11 protein-coding genes and 1 other RNA gene are annotated in these 17,792 nt (G+C 63.3%); 10 read left to right on the top strand and 2 right to left on the bottom strand.

Annotation, left to right across the window (positions count from 1 at the left end; translation table 11 throughout):
- Positions 1–19 precede the first annotated feature (19 nt).
- The 8 genes from ABQZ00_RS11030 to ABQZ00_RS10995 all read left to right on the top strand — a co-directional run bounded on the left by ABQZ00_RS11030 (position 20) and on the right by ABQZ00_RS10995 (position 15,341).
- Positions 20–1,936, top strand: a complete 1,917-nt coding sequence (locus tag ABQZ00_RS11030) for a sialate O-acetylesterase (protein ID WP_323538314.1) — start codon at positions 20–22, stop codon at positions 1,934–1,936.
- An 11-nt stretch (positions 1,937–1,947) separates the two neighbouring features.
- On the top strand, positions 1,948–3,690 hold the full coding sequence (gene galD, locus ABQZ00_RS11025) for a GH35 family beta-galactosidase GalD (RefSeq protein ID WP_503064274.1): 1,743 nt from the start codon (positions 1,948–1,950) through the stop codon (positions 3,688–3,690).
- A gap of 59 nt (positions 3,691–3,749) precedes the next feature.
- Entirely contained in the window at positions 3,750–6,653 is a 2,904-nt protein-coding gene (locus ABQZ00_RS11020; RefSeq protein ID WP_323538315.1) for a TIM-barrel domain-containing protein, read from the top strand.
- 133 nt (positions 6,654–6,786) lie between these two features.
- The gene (locus ABQZ00_RS11015; RefSeq protein ID WP_323538369.1) at positions 6,787–9,117 is read left to right on the top strand and encodes a glycoside hydrolase family 95 protein; all 2,331 of its coding nucleotides are present in this window, start codon (positions 6,787–6,789) and stop codon (positions 9,115–9,117) included.
- Positions 9,114–10,607: a xylulokinase gene (xylB, locus tag ABQZ00_RS11010; protein ID WP_323519125.1), complete on the top strand. Its 1,494-nt coding sequence runs from the start codon at positions 9,114–9,116 to the stop codon at positions 10,605–10,607. The genes ABQZ00_RS11015 and xylB overlap by 4 nt, the downstream gene beginning before the upstream one ends.
- A gap of 36 nt (positions 10,608–10,643) precedes the next feature.
- Positions 10,644–11,981, top strand: coding sequence for a xylose isomerase (gene xylA, locus ABQZ00_RS11005; protein ID WP_115559807.1), 1,338 nt, complete (start codon positions 10,644–10,646; stop codon positions 11,979–11,981).
- Positions 11,982–12,066: 85 nt separating this feature from the next.
- Positions 12,067–13,494: a sugar porter family MFS transporter gene (locus ABQZ00_RS11000; RefSeq protein WP_055854773.1), complete on the top strand. Its 1,428-nt coding sequence runs from the start codon at positions 12,067–12,069 to the stop codon at positions 13,492–13,494.
- A gap of 296 nt (positions 13,495–13,790) precedes the next feature.
- On the top strand, positions 13,791–15,341 hold the full coding sequence (locus ABQZ00_RS10995) for an MASE1 domain-containing protein (protein ID WP_323538316.1): 1,551 nt from the start codon (positions 13,791–13,793) through the stop codon (positions 15,339–15,341).
- Here the strand turns inward: ABQZ00_RS10995 and ABQZ00_RS10990 are convergent.
- A complete protein-coding gene (locus ABQZ00_RS10990; protein WP_323538317.1) occupies positions 15,280–15,756 on the bottom strand; it encodes a hypothetical protein in 477 nt (158 codons plus the stop codon). The genes ABQZ00_RS10995 and ABQZ00_RS10990 overlap by 62 nt on opposite strands.
- Before the next feature lie 331 nt (positions 15,757–16,087).
- Between ABQZ00_RS10990 and ABQZ00_RS10985 the strand changes: the two genes are divergently transcribed.
- Positions 16,088–16,164, top strand: a non-coding RNA gene (locus ABQZ00_RS10985) — sX9 sRNA.
- Between the two features lie 7 nt (positions 16,165–16,171).
- Here ABQZ00_RS10985 and ABQZ00_RS10980 read toward each other — a convergent pair.
- A complete protein-coding gene (locus tag ABQZ00_RS10980) occupies positions 16,172–16,393 on the bottom strand; it encodes a hypothetical protein (protein ID WP_323538318.1) in 222 nt (73 codons plus the stop codon).
- A gap of 229 nt (positions 16,394–16,622) precedes the next feature.
- Between ABQZ00_RS10980 and ABQZ00_RS10975 the strand changes: the two genes are divergently transcribed.
- Positions 16,623–17,774, top strand: a complete 1,152-nt coding sequence (locus ABQZ00_RS10975; RefSeq protein ID WP_323538319.1) for an N-acetylmuramoyl-L-alanine amidase — start codon at positions 16,623–16,625, stop codon at positions 17,772–17,774.
- Positions 17,775–17,792: the final 18 nt, after the last annotated feature.

Here is a 17,792-nt window from a genome sequence, read left to right as displayed (position 1 = left end):
TGTTCCTGGAGATCACCGCATGACCGCACCTCTCGTTCGCCGCGCCTGCCTGCTGGGTCTGGTGCTGGCCAGCCCGCTCGCGCTGGCCCAGCCGACCCTGCCGCTGTTGTTTGCCGATGGCGCGGTGTTGCAGCGCGACCAGCCCATGCCGGTGTGGGGGTGGGCATCGCCGAATGCCGCGATCACGGTCAGCTTCGATGGCAAGCGCGCCACCGCCAAAGCCGACGCACAGGGCGCCTGGAAGGTGAGCCTGCCCGCGCACAAGGCGGGCGGCCCGTACGTGTTGAGCGTGCAGGGCGATGGTGGGCAGCTGCAGGTGCGCGACGTACTGGTCGGCGATGTATGGCTGGCCAGCGGGCAATCGAATATGGAATGGCCGCTGGCGCAGGCCAGCGACGGCCCGCAGGCGGTCGCTGCCGCCAACGACCCGCAGTTACGCCACTTCAATGTGCCCAAGTCGTGGTCGGTGCAGCCGGAAGCGCGCCTGACCGGTGGCGAGTGGAAGGCCGCCACGCCGGCCACTGCCGGCGAGTTCACCGCGGTGGGGTATTTCTTCGCCAAAGAGCTGCGCGCCAGCACTGGCGTGCCGATCGGCATCGTCAACAGCACCTGGGGCGGCAGTGCGATCGAGGCGTGGATGGATGCCGCATCGCTGGGCTTGAATGCCGAGCAGAACCAGGGCGCGATCGAGGCGATCAAGCAACGCGACGCTGCCGCACAGGCTGCCACCGGCAAGCGCATTGCGCGCTGGCCCAAGGTCGACGGCGACATGCCGCAGTGGCGCAACGCCGAGTTCAACGACAGCGATTGGGACAGCATCCCTACCACCCAGCAGTGGGAATCCAGCGGGTACGACGGCATGGACGGCATTGCCTGGTACCGCACTACGGTGACCTTGAGCGCTGCCGAGGCCAAGGCCGGAATCACGCTGGGCATGGGCCAGATCGACGATTCGGACATCACCTACGTCAACGGTCAGCAGGTAGGCACGACCGAGAAGCAATGGAATCTGCCGCGCGTCTACAGCGTGCCTGCGGCGGCACTGCATGCCGGCGTCAATCACATCGCCGTGCGGGTGGAAGACCTCAGCGGCGGTGGCGGCATGCACGGCCCGGATGAGCAACGCTTCGTGCAGACCAACGATGGCGCCAAGCGCGCGCTTAGCGGCTGGAAATTCCGCCCGGCGCAGGTGCGCGTGTCGTTGGTCGACAACAAGAACCAACTGCCGACACTGCTCTACAACCAGATGATCCACCCGCTGCAGCCGTTCCCGGTCAAGGGCGTGATCTGGTACCAGGGTGAAACCAACGCCACCGACAGCGGAGCCGTGGCGTATCGCGAGCAGTTCGCCGCGATGATCCAGCAATGGCGTGCCGAGCGCGGTGCCAAGGCGCTGCCGTTTTTGTGGGTGCAATTGGCCAACTTCAAGGCCGGCGGCGACAAGGGCGAGCTGAGCCCGTGGGCGCTGTTGCGTGAGTCGCAGTCCAAGACGCTGGCGCTGCCGGCGACCGGGCAGGCGGTGATCATCGATATCGGCAACCCCACTAACATCCATCCCACCAACAAGCGTGATGTCGGCCATCGTCTGGCGCTGGCGGCGCGGCACGTGGCGTACGGCGAAACGCTGGTGTACAGCGCGCCGGTGTTCAAGCGGGCAAGGTTTGAAGATGGCAAGGCGGTGCTGACATTCGACCTGCAGGGCAGTGCGCTGCAGGTACGTGGCGGCGGTGCAGTGCAGGGCTTGCGTGTCGCTGGTGCTGACAAGCAGTTCCATCCGGCCACCGCGCGCATCGACGGCGATCGGGTGAGCGTGCAGAGCGATGCGGTGCCTGCACCGGTTGCAGTGCGCTACGGCTGGAGCGAGAACCCCGACGACGCCAACCTGATCAATCGCGACGCCCTCCCTGTTTCCCCATTCCGCACCGATACCTGGTGACACGGAGCCTTATGTCCATGTATTCCCCCGTTGCACATGCCATCACGTATTCCAACGCGCGGCGTTGCCTGCGTCCGCTGCTGCTGTCCGCGCTGACGCTGGCCTTGGCCGCGTGCCAGTCCGGCGAGCAGGGCGATGCAGCTAAGCCTGCCGCCTCCACGCCGGCTGCAACCACCGCAGCTGCAACGCCGGCCAGCGCACAGACGCCGGCCGCGCAGACAGCGATGCCGCAGTTCGTCAGCAAGGACGGCAAGCATGCCTTGATGGTCGACGGCGCGCCGTTCCTGATCCTGGGCGCGCAGGTCAACAACTCCAGCAACTATCCCGGCGTGATGGACAAGGTGTGGCCGGCCATGCAGGTGCTGGGCCCCAACACCGCGCAGGTGCCGATCGCCTGGGAACAGGTCGAGCCGGAAGAAGGCAAGTTCGATTTCTCCTTCGTCGACACGCTGCTGAGCCAGGCGCGCGAACACAAGGTGCGGTTGGTGCTGTTGTGGTTTGCGACCTGGAAAAACAATGGCCCGGCCTACGCGCCGTTGTGGGTCAAGGCCGACAACCAGCGCTTCCCGCGTGTGATCACTCGCGAGGGCAAGGCGATCGGGTCGCTGTCGCCGCATGCGCAGGCCACGCTGGATGCCGATCGCAAGGCGTTCGTCGCCTTCATGCAGCACCTGAAAAAGGTCGACCCGCAACACACCGTGATCATGATCCAGCCGGAAAACGAGCCGGGCACCTACGGCAGCGTGCGCGACTTTTCGCCGATGGCGCAAAAACTCTTCGACGGCCCGGTACCGGAGGCACTGCTCAAGCGCTTGAACAAGCAGCCGGGTAGCTGGGCGCAGGTGTTCGGCGCCGATGCCGATGAAATCTTCCATGCGTGGTCGATCGGCCGTTACATCGATCAGGTCGCCGAAGCCGGCAAGGCCGAGTATCCGTTGCCGATGTACGTCAATGCCGCGCTGCGTGGCCCGTTCAATCCGGGACAGCCCGGTCAGTACGCCAGCGGTGGTCCCACCGACAACGTGCTCGATGTCTGGAAGGCGGCCGGCCCGCATATCGATCTGCTGGCGCCGGACATCTACATGCCCGAATACCGCATGTACACCACGGTGCTGGAGCGTTACGCGCGCCCGGACAATGCCTTGTTCGTGGCCGAAACCGGCAACCGCCAGGAATACGCGCGTTACCTGTATCCCACGCTGGGCCACAACGGCATCGGCTGGTCGGCGTTCGGTATGGACTACACGCGTTACTCCAACTATCCGCTGGGCGCCAAGCACGTCAACGAAGAAACGCTGGCGCCGTTCGCGCTCGGCTTCCAGGCGGTCAGCATGGGCATGCGCCCGTTCGCCAAGGCCGCCTCCGAAGGCAAGCTGCACGGCACCGCCGAAGAGCCCGGCCAGGCCGTGCAGGAACTCAAGCTCAACGACCGCTGGAGCGCCACCATCACCTACGGCGTGCCACAGTTCTGGTTCAAGGGCGAGCCGCCAGGCAACCCGGAACCGATCGGTGCGGCGTTGATCGCCGAGCTGGGCCCGGACGAATTTCTGGTCACCGGTTACCACGTGCGCGTGACCTTGCACCCGGCCAGCGACGCCACCGCAAACATGTTCTACGACCGTGTCGAGGAAGGCGTGTACGAAGACACCCAGTGGAAGTTCCAGCGCAATTGGAACGGCGACCAGACCGATTACGGCGTCAATTTTTCCAGCGTGCCACAGCTGCTCAAGATCAAGCTCGCCACCTACAAATAATCAGCAACCCATGCGCTGCCGCCCCCGCGGCAGCGTTTCGAAATTCAAAGGGAGTGACCATGCAAACCACCATCCGTTCCGCCGGCACCGCGCCTGCCAACCGACGTACACCGCTTGCCCATTGCCTGGCGTTGTCGCTGGCCCTGCTGGCCAATGCCGCGCATGCGCAGGAAGTGCGCAAGGCCGCCGATGGCGTCACCGTGGTGCCGAGCGCCAAGGGCGCCGCACCGGTGCGCCTGCAGGTGGTCGATGCCGGCATCATCCGCGTCAGTGCCGATCCGGACGGCGACTTCGCACGCAGCCCCAGCCTGATGCGCGTGCCGGTGCAGGGCGATAGCGCCTTCCAGGTGGCCGAGCAGGCCGACAGCGTGCAGCTGAAGACCGGCAAGGTCACCGCCACGGTGTCCACCGTCGACGGCCATGTCAGCTTCGCTGATGCCAATGGCAAGCCGGTGCTGTCTGAAGTGGCCGGCGGGCGCAGCTTTGCCCCGCTCAAGGTCGAAGGCAAGCAGTACCTGAGCGTGCGCCAGCGCTTCCAGTCGCCCGATGACGAAGCGTTGTATGGCTTCGGCCAGCACCAGCAGGGCTGGATGAATCAGAAGGGCCGCAATGTCGAATTGCAGCAGAACAACATCGACATGGCGGTACCGTACCTGGTGTCCAGCCGCAACTACGGCCTGCTGTGGGACAACAACTCGATCAGCCGCCTGGGTGACCCGCGCGGCCTGCAGCCGCTGCCCAAGACGCTCAAGTTGTACGACGCCAAGGGCAAGGCCGGCGCACTGACCGCACGCTATGCCATCAACGGCAAGCAGGTGCTGGAGCGTCGCGAGAGCGAGGTGAACTACCAGTACCTCAGCGACCTGACCAAGTTCCCGAAGAAGGCCATCACCAAGGACAAGGACAGCCGCATGCAGGTCACCTGGGAGGGCGAGATCGAAGCGCTCACCGGTGGCGAGCACACCTTCTCGCTGTATTCGAGCGAATACGCCAAGTTGTACGTCGACGGCAAGCTGGTGATCGATCGCTGGCGGCAGAACTGGAACCCGTGGAATCACGAGTTCAAGCTGGACCTGGAGCCGGGCAAGCGCCACACCGTCAAGGTCGAATGGGATCTGATCGACCCCAGCTACATCGCGTTGCTGCACCGCGACCCGCTGCCGGCAGCCGAAGCCAAAGATCTCTCGCTGTGGTCTGAAGCCGGCCAGATGATCGACTACTACTTCGTCTCGGCCGATTCCTACGACCAAGCCGTGGCCGGCTACCGCGAACTCACCGGCAAGTCGGTGATGCTGCCCAAGTGGGCCTATGGTTTCTGGCAGAGCCGCGAGCGTTACAAAAGCCAGGATGAGTTGGTTGGCGTGCTGGCCGAGTACCGCAAGCGCAAGCTGTCGCTGGACAACATCGTGCTCGACTGGTCGTACTGGCCGGAAAACGCCTGGGGGTCGCATGATTTCGACCCGAAGCACTTCCCGGATCCGGATGGCATGGTCAAGTCCGTGCACGACATGCACGCGCAGATCATGATTTCGATCTGGCCCAAGTTCTATCCGACCACCGCCAACTACAAGGAACTGGATGCCGCCGGTTTCATGTACAAGCGCAACGTGGAAGTGAATGAGCTGGACTGGATCGCCAAGGGCTACAAGAACTCGTTCTACGACCCGTACTCGGAGAAGGCGCAGGCGATCTATTGGCGCCAGGTCAACGAGAAGCTCAACAGCAAGGGCTTCGATGCGTGGTGGATGGACGCCGACGAGCCGGACGTGCACTCCAACCTGGACATCGGCGAGCGCAAGGCACGCACCACGCCGACCGCGCTGGGCTCGTCCACCGAATACTTCAATTCCTACCCGCTGCCGCACACCCATGGCGTCTACGAAGGCGACCGTGCGGCTGACGACAAGCGCGTGTTCATCCTCTCGCGCAAGGGCTATGCCGGCACCCAGCGCAATGCGGTGGCGGTGTGGAGCGGCGACATCGTGTCGCGTTGGGACGACATGCACGACCAGATTTCCGCCGGCGTCAACATGGCGCTGTCGGGCCTGCCCAACTGGACCTTCGACATCGGCGGGTTTGCGGTGGAGAAGCGCTACGAGAACCAGGACCCGGCGCATCTGCCGGAATGGCGCGAGCTCAACACGCGCTGGTTCCAGTTCGGTGCGTTCGTGCCGATCTTCCGCTCGCACGGCCAGTTCCCGTACCGCGAAATCTGGAACATCGCCCCGGAAGGCACGCCGTTCTACGACAGCATGGCCTACTACAACCGCCTGCGTTACGCGTTGCTGCCGTATATCTACAGCCTGGCCGGCGATACCTATCAGCGCGATGGCGTGATCATGCGCGGCATGATGATGGACTTCCCGAATGATGCGAAGGCGCGCGACATCAACGACCAGTACCTGTTCGGACCGGCGTTCCTGGTCGCACCGGTGACCCGCTTCGGCGCCACCTCGCGTCAGGTGTATCTGCCGGCCGGCACCAGCTGGCTCGATTTCGCCACCGGCAAGCGTTACGACGGCGGCCAGACCATCGAAGCGGCCGCGCCGATCGAACGCATGCCGCTGTTCGTGCGTGCCGGCTCCATCGTGCCGACCGGCCCTGTGCAGGAATATGTAGATCAAAAACCCGACGCGCCGCTGACCGTGGTGGTCTACACCGGCGCCGATGGCCAGTTCTCGCTGTACGAAGACGATGGCAAGGGCTATGGCTACGAAAAGGGCGAGTTCAGCCGCATTCCGCTGGTATGGAACCAGGCCAAGGGCGAGCTGAGCATCGGCAAGCGCGAAGGCAGCTGGACCGGCATGCAGGCCAAACGCACCATCAATGTGCGCTTCGTCGATGGCCCGCGCGACGATGCCGGTGCTCTCGAGCCCAAGACCGACACCAGCCTCCAGTACGACGGCAAGGCGGTCAGCGTGTTGCAGCGCAAGATTGCGTCCGGCAAAGCGCGTCGTCGATGATCGCAGGCTGTCTTCAGTCGATGAGCAAGCAGATGCCGGAACGCCGCAAGGCAGTCGCGGGCGGTTCCGGTGATGCAGCACGGCGGTGGCCGTGCTGACCCGTCGGGAACTGTGCAAGGCAACCGGGGCCGCGATGGCGGTCCTGGGCGCCGCACCGGTTGCCGCACAGGCCGCAGCGTCTTCCAAACACGCCGCGTTGCCGCCCGTGGCGCCCGCTGACGCATTGCAGCTGTGGTATCGCGAACCGGCCAACGAATGGGTGGAGGCCTTGCCGGTCGGCAATGGCCGACTCGGCGCGATGGTGTGGGGCGGTATTGCCCACGAGCGCCTGCAACTCAACGAAGACACGCTCTACGCTGGCGGGCCCTACGATTCCACCAGCCCGGACGGATTGGCCGCGTTGCCGCAGGTACGTGCGCTGATCTTCGCCGGGCGCTATGCCGAGGCCGAACAACTGGCCGATGCCAAGCTGCTCTCGCGTCCGCTCAAGCAGATGCCGTATCAACCGCTGGGCGATCTGTTGCTGGATTTCGATCGTGTCGACGGCATCAGTGACTATCGCCGTCAGCTGGATCTGGACACCGCAGTGGCCACCACCAGCTTCCGCTCCGGCGGCGTGCTGCATCGGCGCGAGGTGTTCGTCTCTGCGCAGGCGCAGTGCATCGTGGTGCGTCTGTCGTGCGAGCGGCCGCGCGCGATTTCCTTGCGCGTTGGCATCGACAGCCCGCAACACGGCGAGATCACGGAAGAGCAGGGCAGTTTGCTGTTCACCGGCCGCAACGGCAGCTTTGCCGGCATCGACGGCAAGTTGCGGTTTGCGTTGCGCGTGCTGCCGCGGGTGAAAGGCGGCAAGGTGACCGCGTTGCGCGATCGCTTGCGTATCGAAGGCGCCGATGAAGTGGTCTTGCTGCTCACCGCAGCCACCAGTTACCAACGCTTCGACGCGGTGGATGGCGACCCGCTCGCACGCACCGCAGCGAGCCTGCGCAAGGCCGAAACGTTGGACTATGCCGCATTGCTGCGCGCGCATCTGGCCGATCACCAACGCCTGTTCCGGCGTGTGGCGATCGACCTGGGCACCAGCGACGCGGCAGCGCTACCCACCGACCAACGCGTGCAGCGGTTTGCCGGCGGCAACGACCCAGCATTGGCCGCGCTTTACCATCAGTACGGCCGCTATCTGCTGATCTGCAGCTCGCGGCCCGGCTCCCAGCCGGCCAACCTGCAGGGCATCTGGAACGACCTGATGCAGCCGCCGTGGGAAAGCAAGTACACCATCAACATCAACACCGAGATGAACTACTGGCCCAGCGAGGCCAACGCCTTGCACGAGTGCGTGGAACCGCTGGAATCCATGCTGTTCGACCTGGCCACCACCGGCGCGCATACCGCACGTACGCTCTACGACGCGCCCGGCTGGGTGGTGCACAACAACACCGATCTCTGGCGTCAGGCCGGGCCCATCGATGGCGCCAAGTGGAGCCTGTGGCCGATGGGCGGGGTGTGGTTGTTGCAGCAGCTGTGGGATCGCTGGGACTACGGCCGCGACCGTGCGTATCTGAGCAAGATCTACCCGTTGTTCAAGGGTGCGGCGGAGTTCTTCGTTGCCACGTTGATGCGCGACCCGCAAACGGGCGCGATGGTGACCAATCCATCGATGTCGCCGGAAAACCAGCATCCGTTCGGCGCTGCCGTGTGCGCCGGGCCGACCATGGATGCGCAGCTGTTGCGCGACCTGTTCGCGCAGTGCATCGCGATGAGCAAGTTGCTCAACGTCGATGCGGCGCTGGCGCAGCAGCTGGCCACGCTGCGCGAGCAACTGCCGCCCAACCGCATCGGCAAGGCGGGGCAGTTGCAGGAGTGGCAGCAGGATTGGGATATGGACGCGCCGGAGATCCACCACCGTCATGTCTCGCATCTCTACGCGCTGCATCCGTCGAGCCAGATCAATCTGCGCGATACGCCGGAGCTGGCCGCTGCTGCCAGGCGTTCGCTGGAAATCCGTGGCGACAACGCCACCGGCTGGGGGATCGGCTGGCGGCTGAATCTGTGGGCACGGCTGGCCGATGGCGAGCATGCGTATCGCATCCTGCAACTGCTGATTTCGCCCGATCGCACCTACCCGAACCTGTTCGACGCACATCCGCCGTTCCAGATCGACGGCAACTTCGGCGGCACCGCCGGCATCACCGAAATGCTGTTGCAAAGCTGGGGCGGCAGTGTGTTCCTGCTACCCGCCTTGCCCGCTACCTGGCCGCGCGGCAGCATGCGCGGCGTGCGCGTGCGTGGCGGCGCCAGCATCGATCTGGAATGGGATGGCGGTCGCTTGCAGCAGGCACGCCTGCACAGCGATCGTGGCGGACGCTATCAACTGTCCTATGCAGGGCAGACCCTGGACCTGGAACTGGGCGCGGGCCGCACCCAGCAGGTGGGACTCAACAACAACCGATTGGTGAAGCAATGAGCTTGTACGTAGGACTGGACGTGGGCACGCAGAGCGTCAAGCTGGTGGCCTACGACGCGCAGGAGCGCGCTGTGGTTGCCACCATCGCCGCACCGATGGAGCTGATCAGCCGCGATGACGGCACCCGCGAGCAGCAGGCGCAGTGGTGGGTCGATGGCATCGTGCATTGCTTCGCGCAGCTCGATGGCGAACAACGTGCGCGCGTGCGCGGTATCTCCGTGTCGGGCCAACAGCATGGTTTCGTGCCGGTGGCCGCCGATGGCAGCGTCACCGCGCCGGTCAAGCTGTGGTGCGATACCAGCACGGCGCTGGAATGCGACGAAATCATGGACGCGGTGGGCGGCGCGGCAGGCAGCGTGGCTGCCGCAGGCAACCCGATCCTGGCCGGCTACACCGCATCCAAACTGCCGTGGACGCGCAAGCATCGCCCTGAGGCGTATGCGGCGATGACCACGGTGATGCTGCCGCACGATTACATCAATTTTTGGCTCACCGGCGAACGCTTTGCCGAAGTGGGCGATGCCTCCGGCACCGGCTGGCTGGATGTACGCACGCGCCAGTGGTCCGAGCGCATGCTCGGCGCCGTCGATGCGCAGCGCGACCTGCGCGCGGCGTTGCCGCCGCTGGTGGAAACCGGTGCGGTGTATGCCTTGTCCGATGCGGCCGCCGATGCATTGAAGTTGCCGGCCGGCGTGCGCGTCACCACCGGCGGTGGCGACAACATGATGGCGGCCATCGGCACCGGCAATGTGGTGCCGGGCCGCCTGACGATGAGCCTGGGCACCAGCGGCACCTTGTTCGCCTACGCAGATCATCCGGTGGTGGACGACGACGCACGCTGGGCCGCGTTCTGCTCGTCCAGCGGCGGCTGGTTGCCGCTGATCTGCACCATGAACTGCACCGTCGCCACCGAAGCGGTGATGCGCATGTTCTCCATCACCCGCGAGCAGACCGAGGCGATGATTGCCGACACCGCACCCGGTGCCGACGGGCTGGTGTTGCTGCCGTTCTTCAACGGCGAGCGCACACCCAATTTGCCCGATGCACGCGGCTGTTTGTTCGGCATGGATCTGCACAACACCACTGCTGCGCATTTCTATCGCGCCGCGATGGAAGGCGCCACCTACAGCCTGCGCAATGGCTTCGACGCTTTCGTCGCGGCCGGCCTGCAGTTCGATACCATCCTGCTCACCGGCGGCGGCAGCAAGAGCGCGCAGTGGCGGCAGATGGTGGCCGACGTTTTCAATCTGCCCGTCGTGGTGCCAACCCAACCCGAAGGCGCCGCCTTCGGTGCCGCGCTGCAAGCGCTGTGGGCCTGCGACCGCGACGATGGTGGCGATGCCGCGTTGTCGGAGGTGGTGCTGGAGCACCTGCAGGTAGACGACGCGCTCGCCGCACAGCCCGACCCGCAGCGCGTGGCCCAGTATCAGCAGCACTACCAAGCCTTCCTCAAGCACCTGCACGTCGTCAGCCCGCTCTACGCTGACTGATTCACCACTCCCCCAGAACCAAGGACATCACACCCCATGAGCAACACCGTTTTCATCGGCGCGAAGGAATATTTCCCCGGCATCGGCAAGATCGGCTTCGAAGGCCGCGACTCCGATAACCCGCTCGCGTTCAAGGTCTACGACGCCAACAAAAAAATCGGCGACAAGACCATGGCCGAGCATCTGCGCTTTGCCGTGGCCTACTGGCATAGCTTCTGCGGCAACGGCGCCGATCCGTTCGGCCCGGGCACGCGCGCGTATCCGTGGGATGCGGGCAATACCGCGCTGGGGCGCGCCGAAGCCAAGGCCGATGCCGCGTTCGAATTCTTCACCAAGCTCGGCGTGCCGTATTACTGCTTCCACGACATCGACCTGTCGCCGGATGCCGACGATATCGGCGAATACGAAAGCAACCTCACCCACATGGTCGGCATCGCCAAGCAGCGCCAGGCCGACACCGGCATCAAGTTGCTGTGGGGCACTGCGAACCTGTTCTCGCACCCGCGCTACATGAATGGCGCATCCACCAACCCGGACTTCAATGTGGTGGCGCGCGCGGCGGTGCAGGTCAAGGCTGCGATCGATGCCACCGTGGAATTGGGCGGCGAAAACTACGTGTTCTGGGGCGGCCGCGAAGGCTATGCCTGCCTGCACAACACGCAGATGAAGCGCGAGCAGGACAACATGGCGCGCTTCCTCACCCTGGCACGCGACTACGGCCGCGCGATCGGCTTCAAGGGCAACTTCCTGATCGAGCCCAAGCCGATGGAGCCGATGAAGCACCAGTACGACTTCGACAGCGCCACGGTGATCGGCTTCCTGCGTCAGCATGGCCTGGACCAGGATTTCAAGCTCAATATCGAAGCCAACCATGCGACGTTGTCGGGCCACAGCTTCGAGCATGACCTGCAGGTGGCATCCGATGCCGGTCTGCTCGGCAGCATCGATGCCAACCGCGGCAACCCGCAGAACGGCTGGGATACCGACCAGTTCCCGACCGACCTGTACGACACCGTCGGCGCGATGCTGGTAGTGCTGCGGCAGGGCGGGCTGGCACCGGGCGGCTTGAACTTCGATGCAAAGGTGCGTCGTGAATCGTCCGACCCGCAGGACCTGTTCATGGCGCATATCGGCGGCATGGACGCGTTCGCACGCGGTCTGGAAGTGGCCAACGCGCTGCTGACGTCCTCGCCGCTGGAAACCTGGCGCGCCGAGCGTTACGCCAGCTTCGACAGCGGCGCCGGTGCGGCGTTCGCCAATGGGTCCAGCACGCTGGTGGACGTGGCCAAGCATGCGGCCGGCAATGTGCCGACCCAGATCAGCGGCCGCCAGGAAGCCTACGAAAACCTGATCAATCAGTACCTGACGCGTTGATGTCCCGTGGCCGGCGGCGCATCGCGTCGCCGGCCGACGGCGGCCACACCAGTGACCGCTCCCTTGCATGTTTCCAGGTGAACCCATGTCCAGTGTCTCCGTAAACGGCGCCCCCGATGCCGGTGAGAACACCCGTTTCATCGTCCTGATCAGTTGCGTTGCAACGATCGGCGGTTTTTTGTTCGGTTTCGATAGCGGCGTGATCAACGGCACTGTCGATGGCCTGAAGCAGACCTTCCATTCCAGCGCAGCCGAGACCGGATTCGAGGTCGCCTCGATGCTGCTGGGTTGCGCCATCGGCGCCTTCTTCGCCGGCCGCCTGGCCGACCGTTGGGGCCGCCGCGCGGTCCTGATCATTTCTGCGGCGCTGTTCCTGCTCTCGGCCATCGGTGCCGGTGCCTCGCACAGCTCCGGCTTTTTCATCTTCGCGCGCGTCATGGGCGGCTTTGCCGTCGGTGCGGCGAGCGTCATTTCACCGGCCTACATCGCCGAGGTCGCCTCCGCACGCTATCGCGGCCGGCTGGCCACGATGCAGCAGATCGCCATCATCAGCGGGCTGTTTTGCGCCTTCCTGAGCAACTATCTGCTCGCCAACGCGGCGGGTGCCTCCACCGAGCCATTGTGGGCCGGACAGGCCGCCTGGCGCTGGATGTTCTGGATGCAGGCGATTCCGTCGCTGGCGTTCCTGCTGTTGCTGCTGGTCATCCCCGAAAGCCCGCGCTACCTGGTGGTCAAGGGCCGTCGCGAGCAGGCGCTGGTGGTGCTCAAGCGGCTGTACGGCAATGCTGCCGCGCAGACCAAGCTGACCGAAATCTCCGCGTCCATGTCGGCCGACCAGCACAAGCCCAAGTTCTCCGACCTGATCAGCAAGGCCACCGGCAAGGTTCGCCCCATCGTCTGGATCGGCGTCGGCCTGGCAGTGTTCCAGCAATTGGTCGGCATCAACGTGGTGTTCTATTACGGCGCAGTGTTGTGGCAGGCGGTGGGCTTCTCCGAACAGGACGCACTGCTGATCAACGTGCTCTCCGGCGGCCTGAGCATCGGCGCCTGCCTGGTCACGGTGATGCTGGTCGACAAGATCGGCCGCAAGCCGCTGCTGTGGATCGGCTCGGTCGGCATGGCTGTGTCGCTGGCCTTGGTGACTTATGCGTTCGCCACCGCGTCGCTTGACGCCACAGGCAAGCTGGCGATGTCCGATGCCATGGGCATGCTGGCGCTGGTGGCCGCTAACGTCTACGTAGTGTTCTTCAACGCCTCGTGGGGCCCGGTGATGTGGGTGATGCTGGGCGAGATGTTCCCCAACCAGATCCGCGGTTCGGGCCTGGCCATTGCCGGTGCCGCGCAGTGGACTTCCAACTTCGCCATCACCGTCAGCTTCCCGATCCTGCTAGGCAGCATCGGTCTCGCCGGCGCCTACGGCATCTACACGGTTGCCGCCTTCATCTCGGTGTTCTTCGTGCTCAAGTACGTCTACGAGACCAAGGGCAAGGAGTTGGAGCAGATGGAGGGTTGACCAGCGCGTTGTGCTGAAATCAGCATAGGAAATGCAGAAGGCCGCGCAATGCGCGGCTTTCTGCCTGTCTAGCCAGTCATTCGATACGGTGTGTGCGTCAGTTGATGCGTTGGGTCTTGCGCTCGAACCCTCCAGGCGCGTGAACAGTGCACCAAGTGGAGTGCAACGTGGGTCTCTGGATACGAGCGTGGCTCAAGGAAATTGACAGCCTTATTTCAAATTGTGCGCCAACGCTATACTCCATCGGGCGCTTCCCTACAGACTAGAGATCAATCGTGGAACCAAGGAGTGGTGGGATGGTGGTAGCAAAGGAATTCTTCAGGGGCGCGCTGATAAGCGTCTGCTATTGCTTGGCATTTCTGTCGCTTTGGTATTGCTCCATTGATCAGTGGTACCTGCCTGTCGGCTTGCGTGTCATCACGCTGTTGTTCCGTCCTTATCGGGAGTGGCCGTTCCTGTTGGTAGGCGACGCGGCCGCCATGCTCTGGTTGCGTGTTCCGCTCTCACACACCCAAAATTACGATCTTGCCTGGGCATACGTCAGCCCATTCGTCCATGCGCCCATGATTGCGCTGGTTGTTTGGTTGGCCCGCAACTATGTGGGCAAGGTGCTCTTTCATGCTTCCGTGCTTATCCCTTTTGCGATTGCAATCGCCTTGTGTAATTCGTTGTGGAGCATCGCCCTCAATGCGGGACTCGGAGGGCCAGATACAAAGAATTTTATGGAGTTCTCGCTCCGGTACTGGCTGGGCAGTTACTTGGGCATTTTGGTGTTTCTGCTTCCCGCGATGCTTTGGTCGCCTCGGCGAAAAGAAATTGCTCGTCTGGATCTGCCGAGAGATCTCGGCGTGTCGGTCGCTGTGATCGTGGGTCTGTTCTATGTAATCGGCTTCGTCCAGGAGCCTTCTTTCAGAACGGGCTTGATGGTGGCGTTAATTGGGCCCGCTGTTTTCTTGACGTTTCGTCATGGATGGACAGGAACCGCACTGGGTACGCTTCTAGCCAACTTTGCGTTGGCGATTACGATTCCGAAGACCTATGAAATAGGCTATTACAACGCAAATCTTTATGCTGCTCAGCTCCTTCATGTGGCCGTGAGTACGTGCTTGTTTATCTTCGGTAAGAAACTGGTCAAGCCGATCAGGCGGTTCGACACCATCAGGCGAATCAAGGCTGACGCTCAGGAGGCCGTCCAAGCCAGTTATCTTGCCGCTGAGCGAACATTGCGTAATCGGGTCGTGGAGTACTCCGATCTCAATGTTCAAATGAACCGTATACGCAAGCGCGCGATTGCTGATCTGCGGGAACGCGGAAATCATGCGGTTGCAATGGAAATGACGCGTATCGCGGTGATCGAATCCAGGCTTCTGCATGAATATGTTTCCGCTCTCTATCCGCTTGAGATCGAGACGCACGGTTTATTCGGCTCACTTCGACGTGAAGGTTTGGAGCGATTGACGTCAAGCACGTTCGAATGCCTTCTGCACGGGGACTGCTTCAAACTTTCATTGGGATTGCAGCTGGCTGCTTACCGGTGCACGCTCAATGCGCTAGAGCTTCTGCCTGAAGCAGACAAGCATTTTCTACATGCGCGTGTTTGGCGTGGCCGGGGGGCGCAGGGCATCGTCATGCGCGTGTTTGCGGACACATCTTTGATTGATTCGGTGCGGCGTGATTCTCCTGAGGCTGAGGCCGAATTCCGTGCCCGGCTTAAGTCGCATGGCGGCACGTTTCGCCGCCGCCATGCGTTGGTCCTAACTTTCCTTATGGCCGAAGCGTCGCCTGCTATTGCGACGGCGCAACCTTCCAGCGTTCCCCGTTGGCTTGCCGCTCGACATGCACGGTGAAGTTTTCTGTCCGGTAAACCACTTTAGCGCTTGGTCCGAGCTCGTCTGACGACGTCGTAGGTGCGGTGTTGGCCCAGATCGAGTTTGTAGCGGGGAGAATGACGCGATCAGCATCCTTGCCCATCGGCAGGGTCCAGAGTGCATTATCGACGCGAGCGACGACTGCTCGGACCAACCCTGCAGTATCGTTGATCTGGAGGTAGGTCACACCGTCGCGTTGAAACTCGTAGATCGACCAGGCGGAATCCAGTGCAAGATTGGTTGCTGCAGCGGGGCTACGCTCGCCTAGTCCGTTTGTTGCGCGCGCGCCAACGCCACCTGCACAGCACCCCCCTGACTGCGCCGAGACGTGACCAGCGAGCGATGCGCAGCCCAGCACAAGAAGTGCCTTCAATACGTTCGATTTTACTTCCATGATGTCGCCTTCCCCTGCGCGGGGCGATGTTGCCTGCAATTCAGGCCCGCATAAGGTACGTCTGAGACGCGCCGGAGTGTTGCGCCCTGGTCGCAAAATCGTTTAACGCGATAGTCGGACGAATGCGGTGGATTTTGTTGGGTGCCAATCCTCTCGGTCTTATGGCTTGCTGCTTGTATGGCTTGAAGAACCAGGCAAAGTGCTTGTGCCGGTCCCATCTACCTCGCCACGAGGTGCAGCTTTGGAGATATTCCAACTTAGAGCAGCTAGCGAAAGGACTGTGCAGCCGCCAGGCGGGCGCGGCCGTTGCTCAGAACCTGCATGTACCACCATGTACCACTCGTACATTCCGGCTCTGAGCGCGCCGTCCGCCCCCAGCTGACGACTGCTCCCTACGTTTTGTTAGCCGCTCTTATCAGTTCGGCGAAAGCTCCCTAAAGGCACGTTCAAACCAATCAATCACCTGCTGGTGATGCCCCGGACCCCAGCGGCGCAGGAGTTGCTGGGTATGGTGGTCGGTGGGCGTGCGCAGGTCGGTGAGGCGCTGGGCGATGAAGAGTGCGGTCAGCGGTTGGGCGCAGTCGACTTCGATGCAATGACGCCAGGCGGCGTAGCTATCGGGGAGGTGGGTAGACATCGGGCAGGGTTCCGGGGCGAGGAGATGAACGCCGAGGCGCAGAAAGTGAGTGACGGACTTGCTTTCGCAGAACTAATGTTACTTTATAACACTTAATTTTCTCCGGGCAGTCGTTTCCTTCTATGTCGTTCTCTTTGCTGCCGTCCGTGCGCGGTTTGGAATCGCGTCTCATCACGTGGTTCCGCCTTCTGTGGCGTACCGAACGCCTGGTTGAGCGAGGGCGTGCGCGATGAAGCGGCGGCAATTGCTGCAGGGTGTTGGCGCTGGGTTGGTGCTCTCGCCGGGTCTGGGAAATGCGCAGGCGCTTCCAGCCCTGCAGGGATGCAGCGTGCAGCAGCAAGGCGATGTGCTGCGCCTAAGGCTGGAGTTGAGTGCGCAGGCGGTCTACAACAATTTCGGGTTGTCCGATCCTGAGCGACTGGTGATCGATTTGTCGGGCGTCTCAAGCCAGTCGCCGCGCATTGCGCCTCTGCCCCCTGGCACGGCGGTCATCGCCATCCGCAGCGGGCCACACGCCGATGGGATGCGTGTGGTGCTCGATCTGGCCCAGCCGGTCGCAGTCACTACGCGCTGGGACGGCAATGTTTTGTTACTGGACCTGGCTGCCGCATCCAGCGCGGGGCCGCTGTCGACAGTCGTGGCTGCAGAGGCGCCGATCATCGCGACGCGCTCGCGCTTGCATCCGTACGTGATCGCCATCGACGCCGGCCACGGCGGCAAGGATCCAGGTGCGGTCAGTGCCGATGCGCGTTACGAGAAGTATGTCGCCATGGCAGTGGCCGGGCGTCTGCATCAGCGGCTCGCCGCCGACACGCGCTACCGACCGACCATGATCCGCAGCGACGACCGTTTCGTGCCGCTGCACGAACGGGTGTTGATCGCCCATCGCCACAATGCCGATCTGTTCGTGTCCATCCATGCCGACGCCGCGCCCAACACGCAGGCCAGCGGCGCATCGGTGTTTGCCTTGTCCGAAAATGGTGCCAGCTCGGCGTTGGCGCGTTGGATTGCCGACAGCGAGAACGCCGCAGACGACATGGGCGACAACGCACGCCGGCTACGCGTGCCGAGCAATCCGGTGCTGTCGCAGGTACTGGCCGATCTGTCGCTGAGCGGAACCATCGCCAGCAGCGTTGCGTTCGGCAACTTGATGCTGGGCCGCCTGCAGCACGTGACCCGGCTGCATCAGCTTCAGGTGGGGCAGGCCGGTTTTGCCGTACTGAAGTCGCCCGACATTCCCTCGCTGCTGGTGGAAACCGGCTTCATGAGCAACCGCGACGATTGCTATCGCTTATGCGGCGATGCGCATCAAGACGAGCTCGCGCATACCCTGCATGCGGGCATCGACGATTACTTCCAGGCATTTCCTGGCCGCGCCTGATACGCGGCTGTCATCTTC

It is taken from the genome of Xanthomonas sp. WHRI 10204, from assembly GCF_040202875.1.
GTDB lineage: Bacteria > Pseudomonadota > Gammaproteobacteria > Xanthomonadales > Xanthomonadaceae > Xanthomonas.
This window is presented reverse-complemented; position numbering and strand designations above follow the sequence as displayed.

What these genes read in the sequence shown, in the direction of transcription:
- ABQZ00_RS11030 (WP_323538314.1), top strand. Translation starts at nt 20, where the DNA reads ATGACCGCACCTCTCGTTCGCCGCGCCTGCCTGCTGGGTCTGGTGCTG.
- galD (WP_503064274.1), top strand. Translation starts at nt 1,948, where the DNA reads ATGTCCATGTATTCCCCCGTTGCACATGCCATCACGTATTCCAACGCG.
- ABQZ00_RS11020 (WP_323538315.1), top strand. Translation starts at nt 3,750, where the DNA reads ATGCAAACCACCATCCGTTCCGCCGGCACCGCGCCTGCCAACCGACGT.
- ABQZ00_RS11015 (WP_323538369.1), top strand. Translation starts at nt 6,787, where the DNA reads ATGGCGGTCCTGGGCGCCGCACCGGTTGCCGCACAGGCCGCAGCGTCT.
- xylB (WP_323519125.1), top strand. Translation starts at nt 9,114, where the DNA reads ATGAGCTTGTACGTAGGACTGGACGTGGGCACGCAGAGCGTCAAGCTG.
- xylA (WP_115559807.1), top strand. Translation starts at nt 10,644, where the DNA reads ATGAGCAACACCGTTTTCATCGGCGCGAAGGAATATTTCCCCGGCATC.
- ABQZ00_RS11000 (WP_055854773.1), top strand. Translation starts at nt 12,067, where the DNA reads ATGTCCAGTGTCTCCGTAAACGGCGCCCCCGATGCCGGTGAGAACACC.
- ABQZ00_RS10995 (WP_323538316.1), top strand. Translation starts at nt 13,791, where the DNA reads ATGGTGGTAGCAAAGGAATTCTTCAGGGGCGCGCTGATAAGCGTCTGC.
- ABQZ00_RS10990 (WP_323538317.1), bottom strand. Translation starts at nt 15,756, where the DNA reads ATGGAAGTAAAATCGAACGTATTGAAGGCACTTCTTGTGCTGGGCTGC.
- ABQZ00_RS10980 (WP_323538318.1), bottom strand. Translation starts at nt 16,393, where the DNA reads ATGTCTACCCACCTCCCCGATAGCTACGCCGCCTGGCGTCATTGCATC.
- ABQZ00_RS10975 (WP_323538319.1), top strand. Translation starts at nt 16,623, where the DNA reads ATGAAGCGGCGGCAATTGCTGCAGGGTGTTGGCGCTGGGTTGGTGCTC.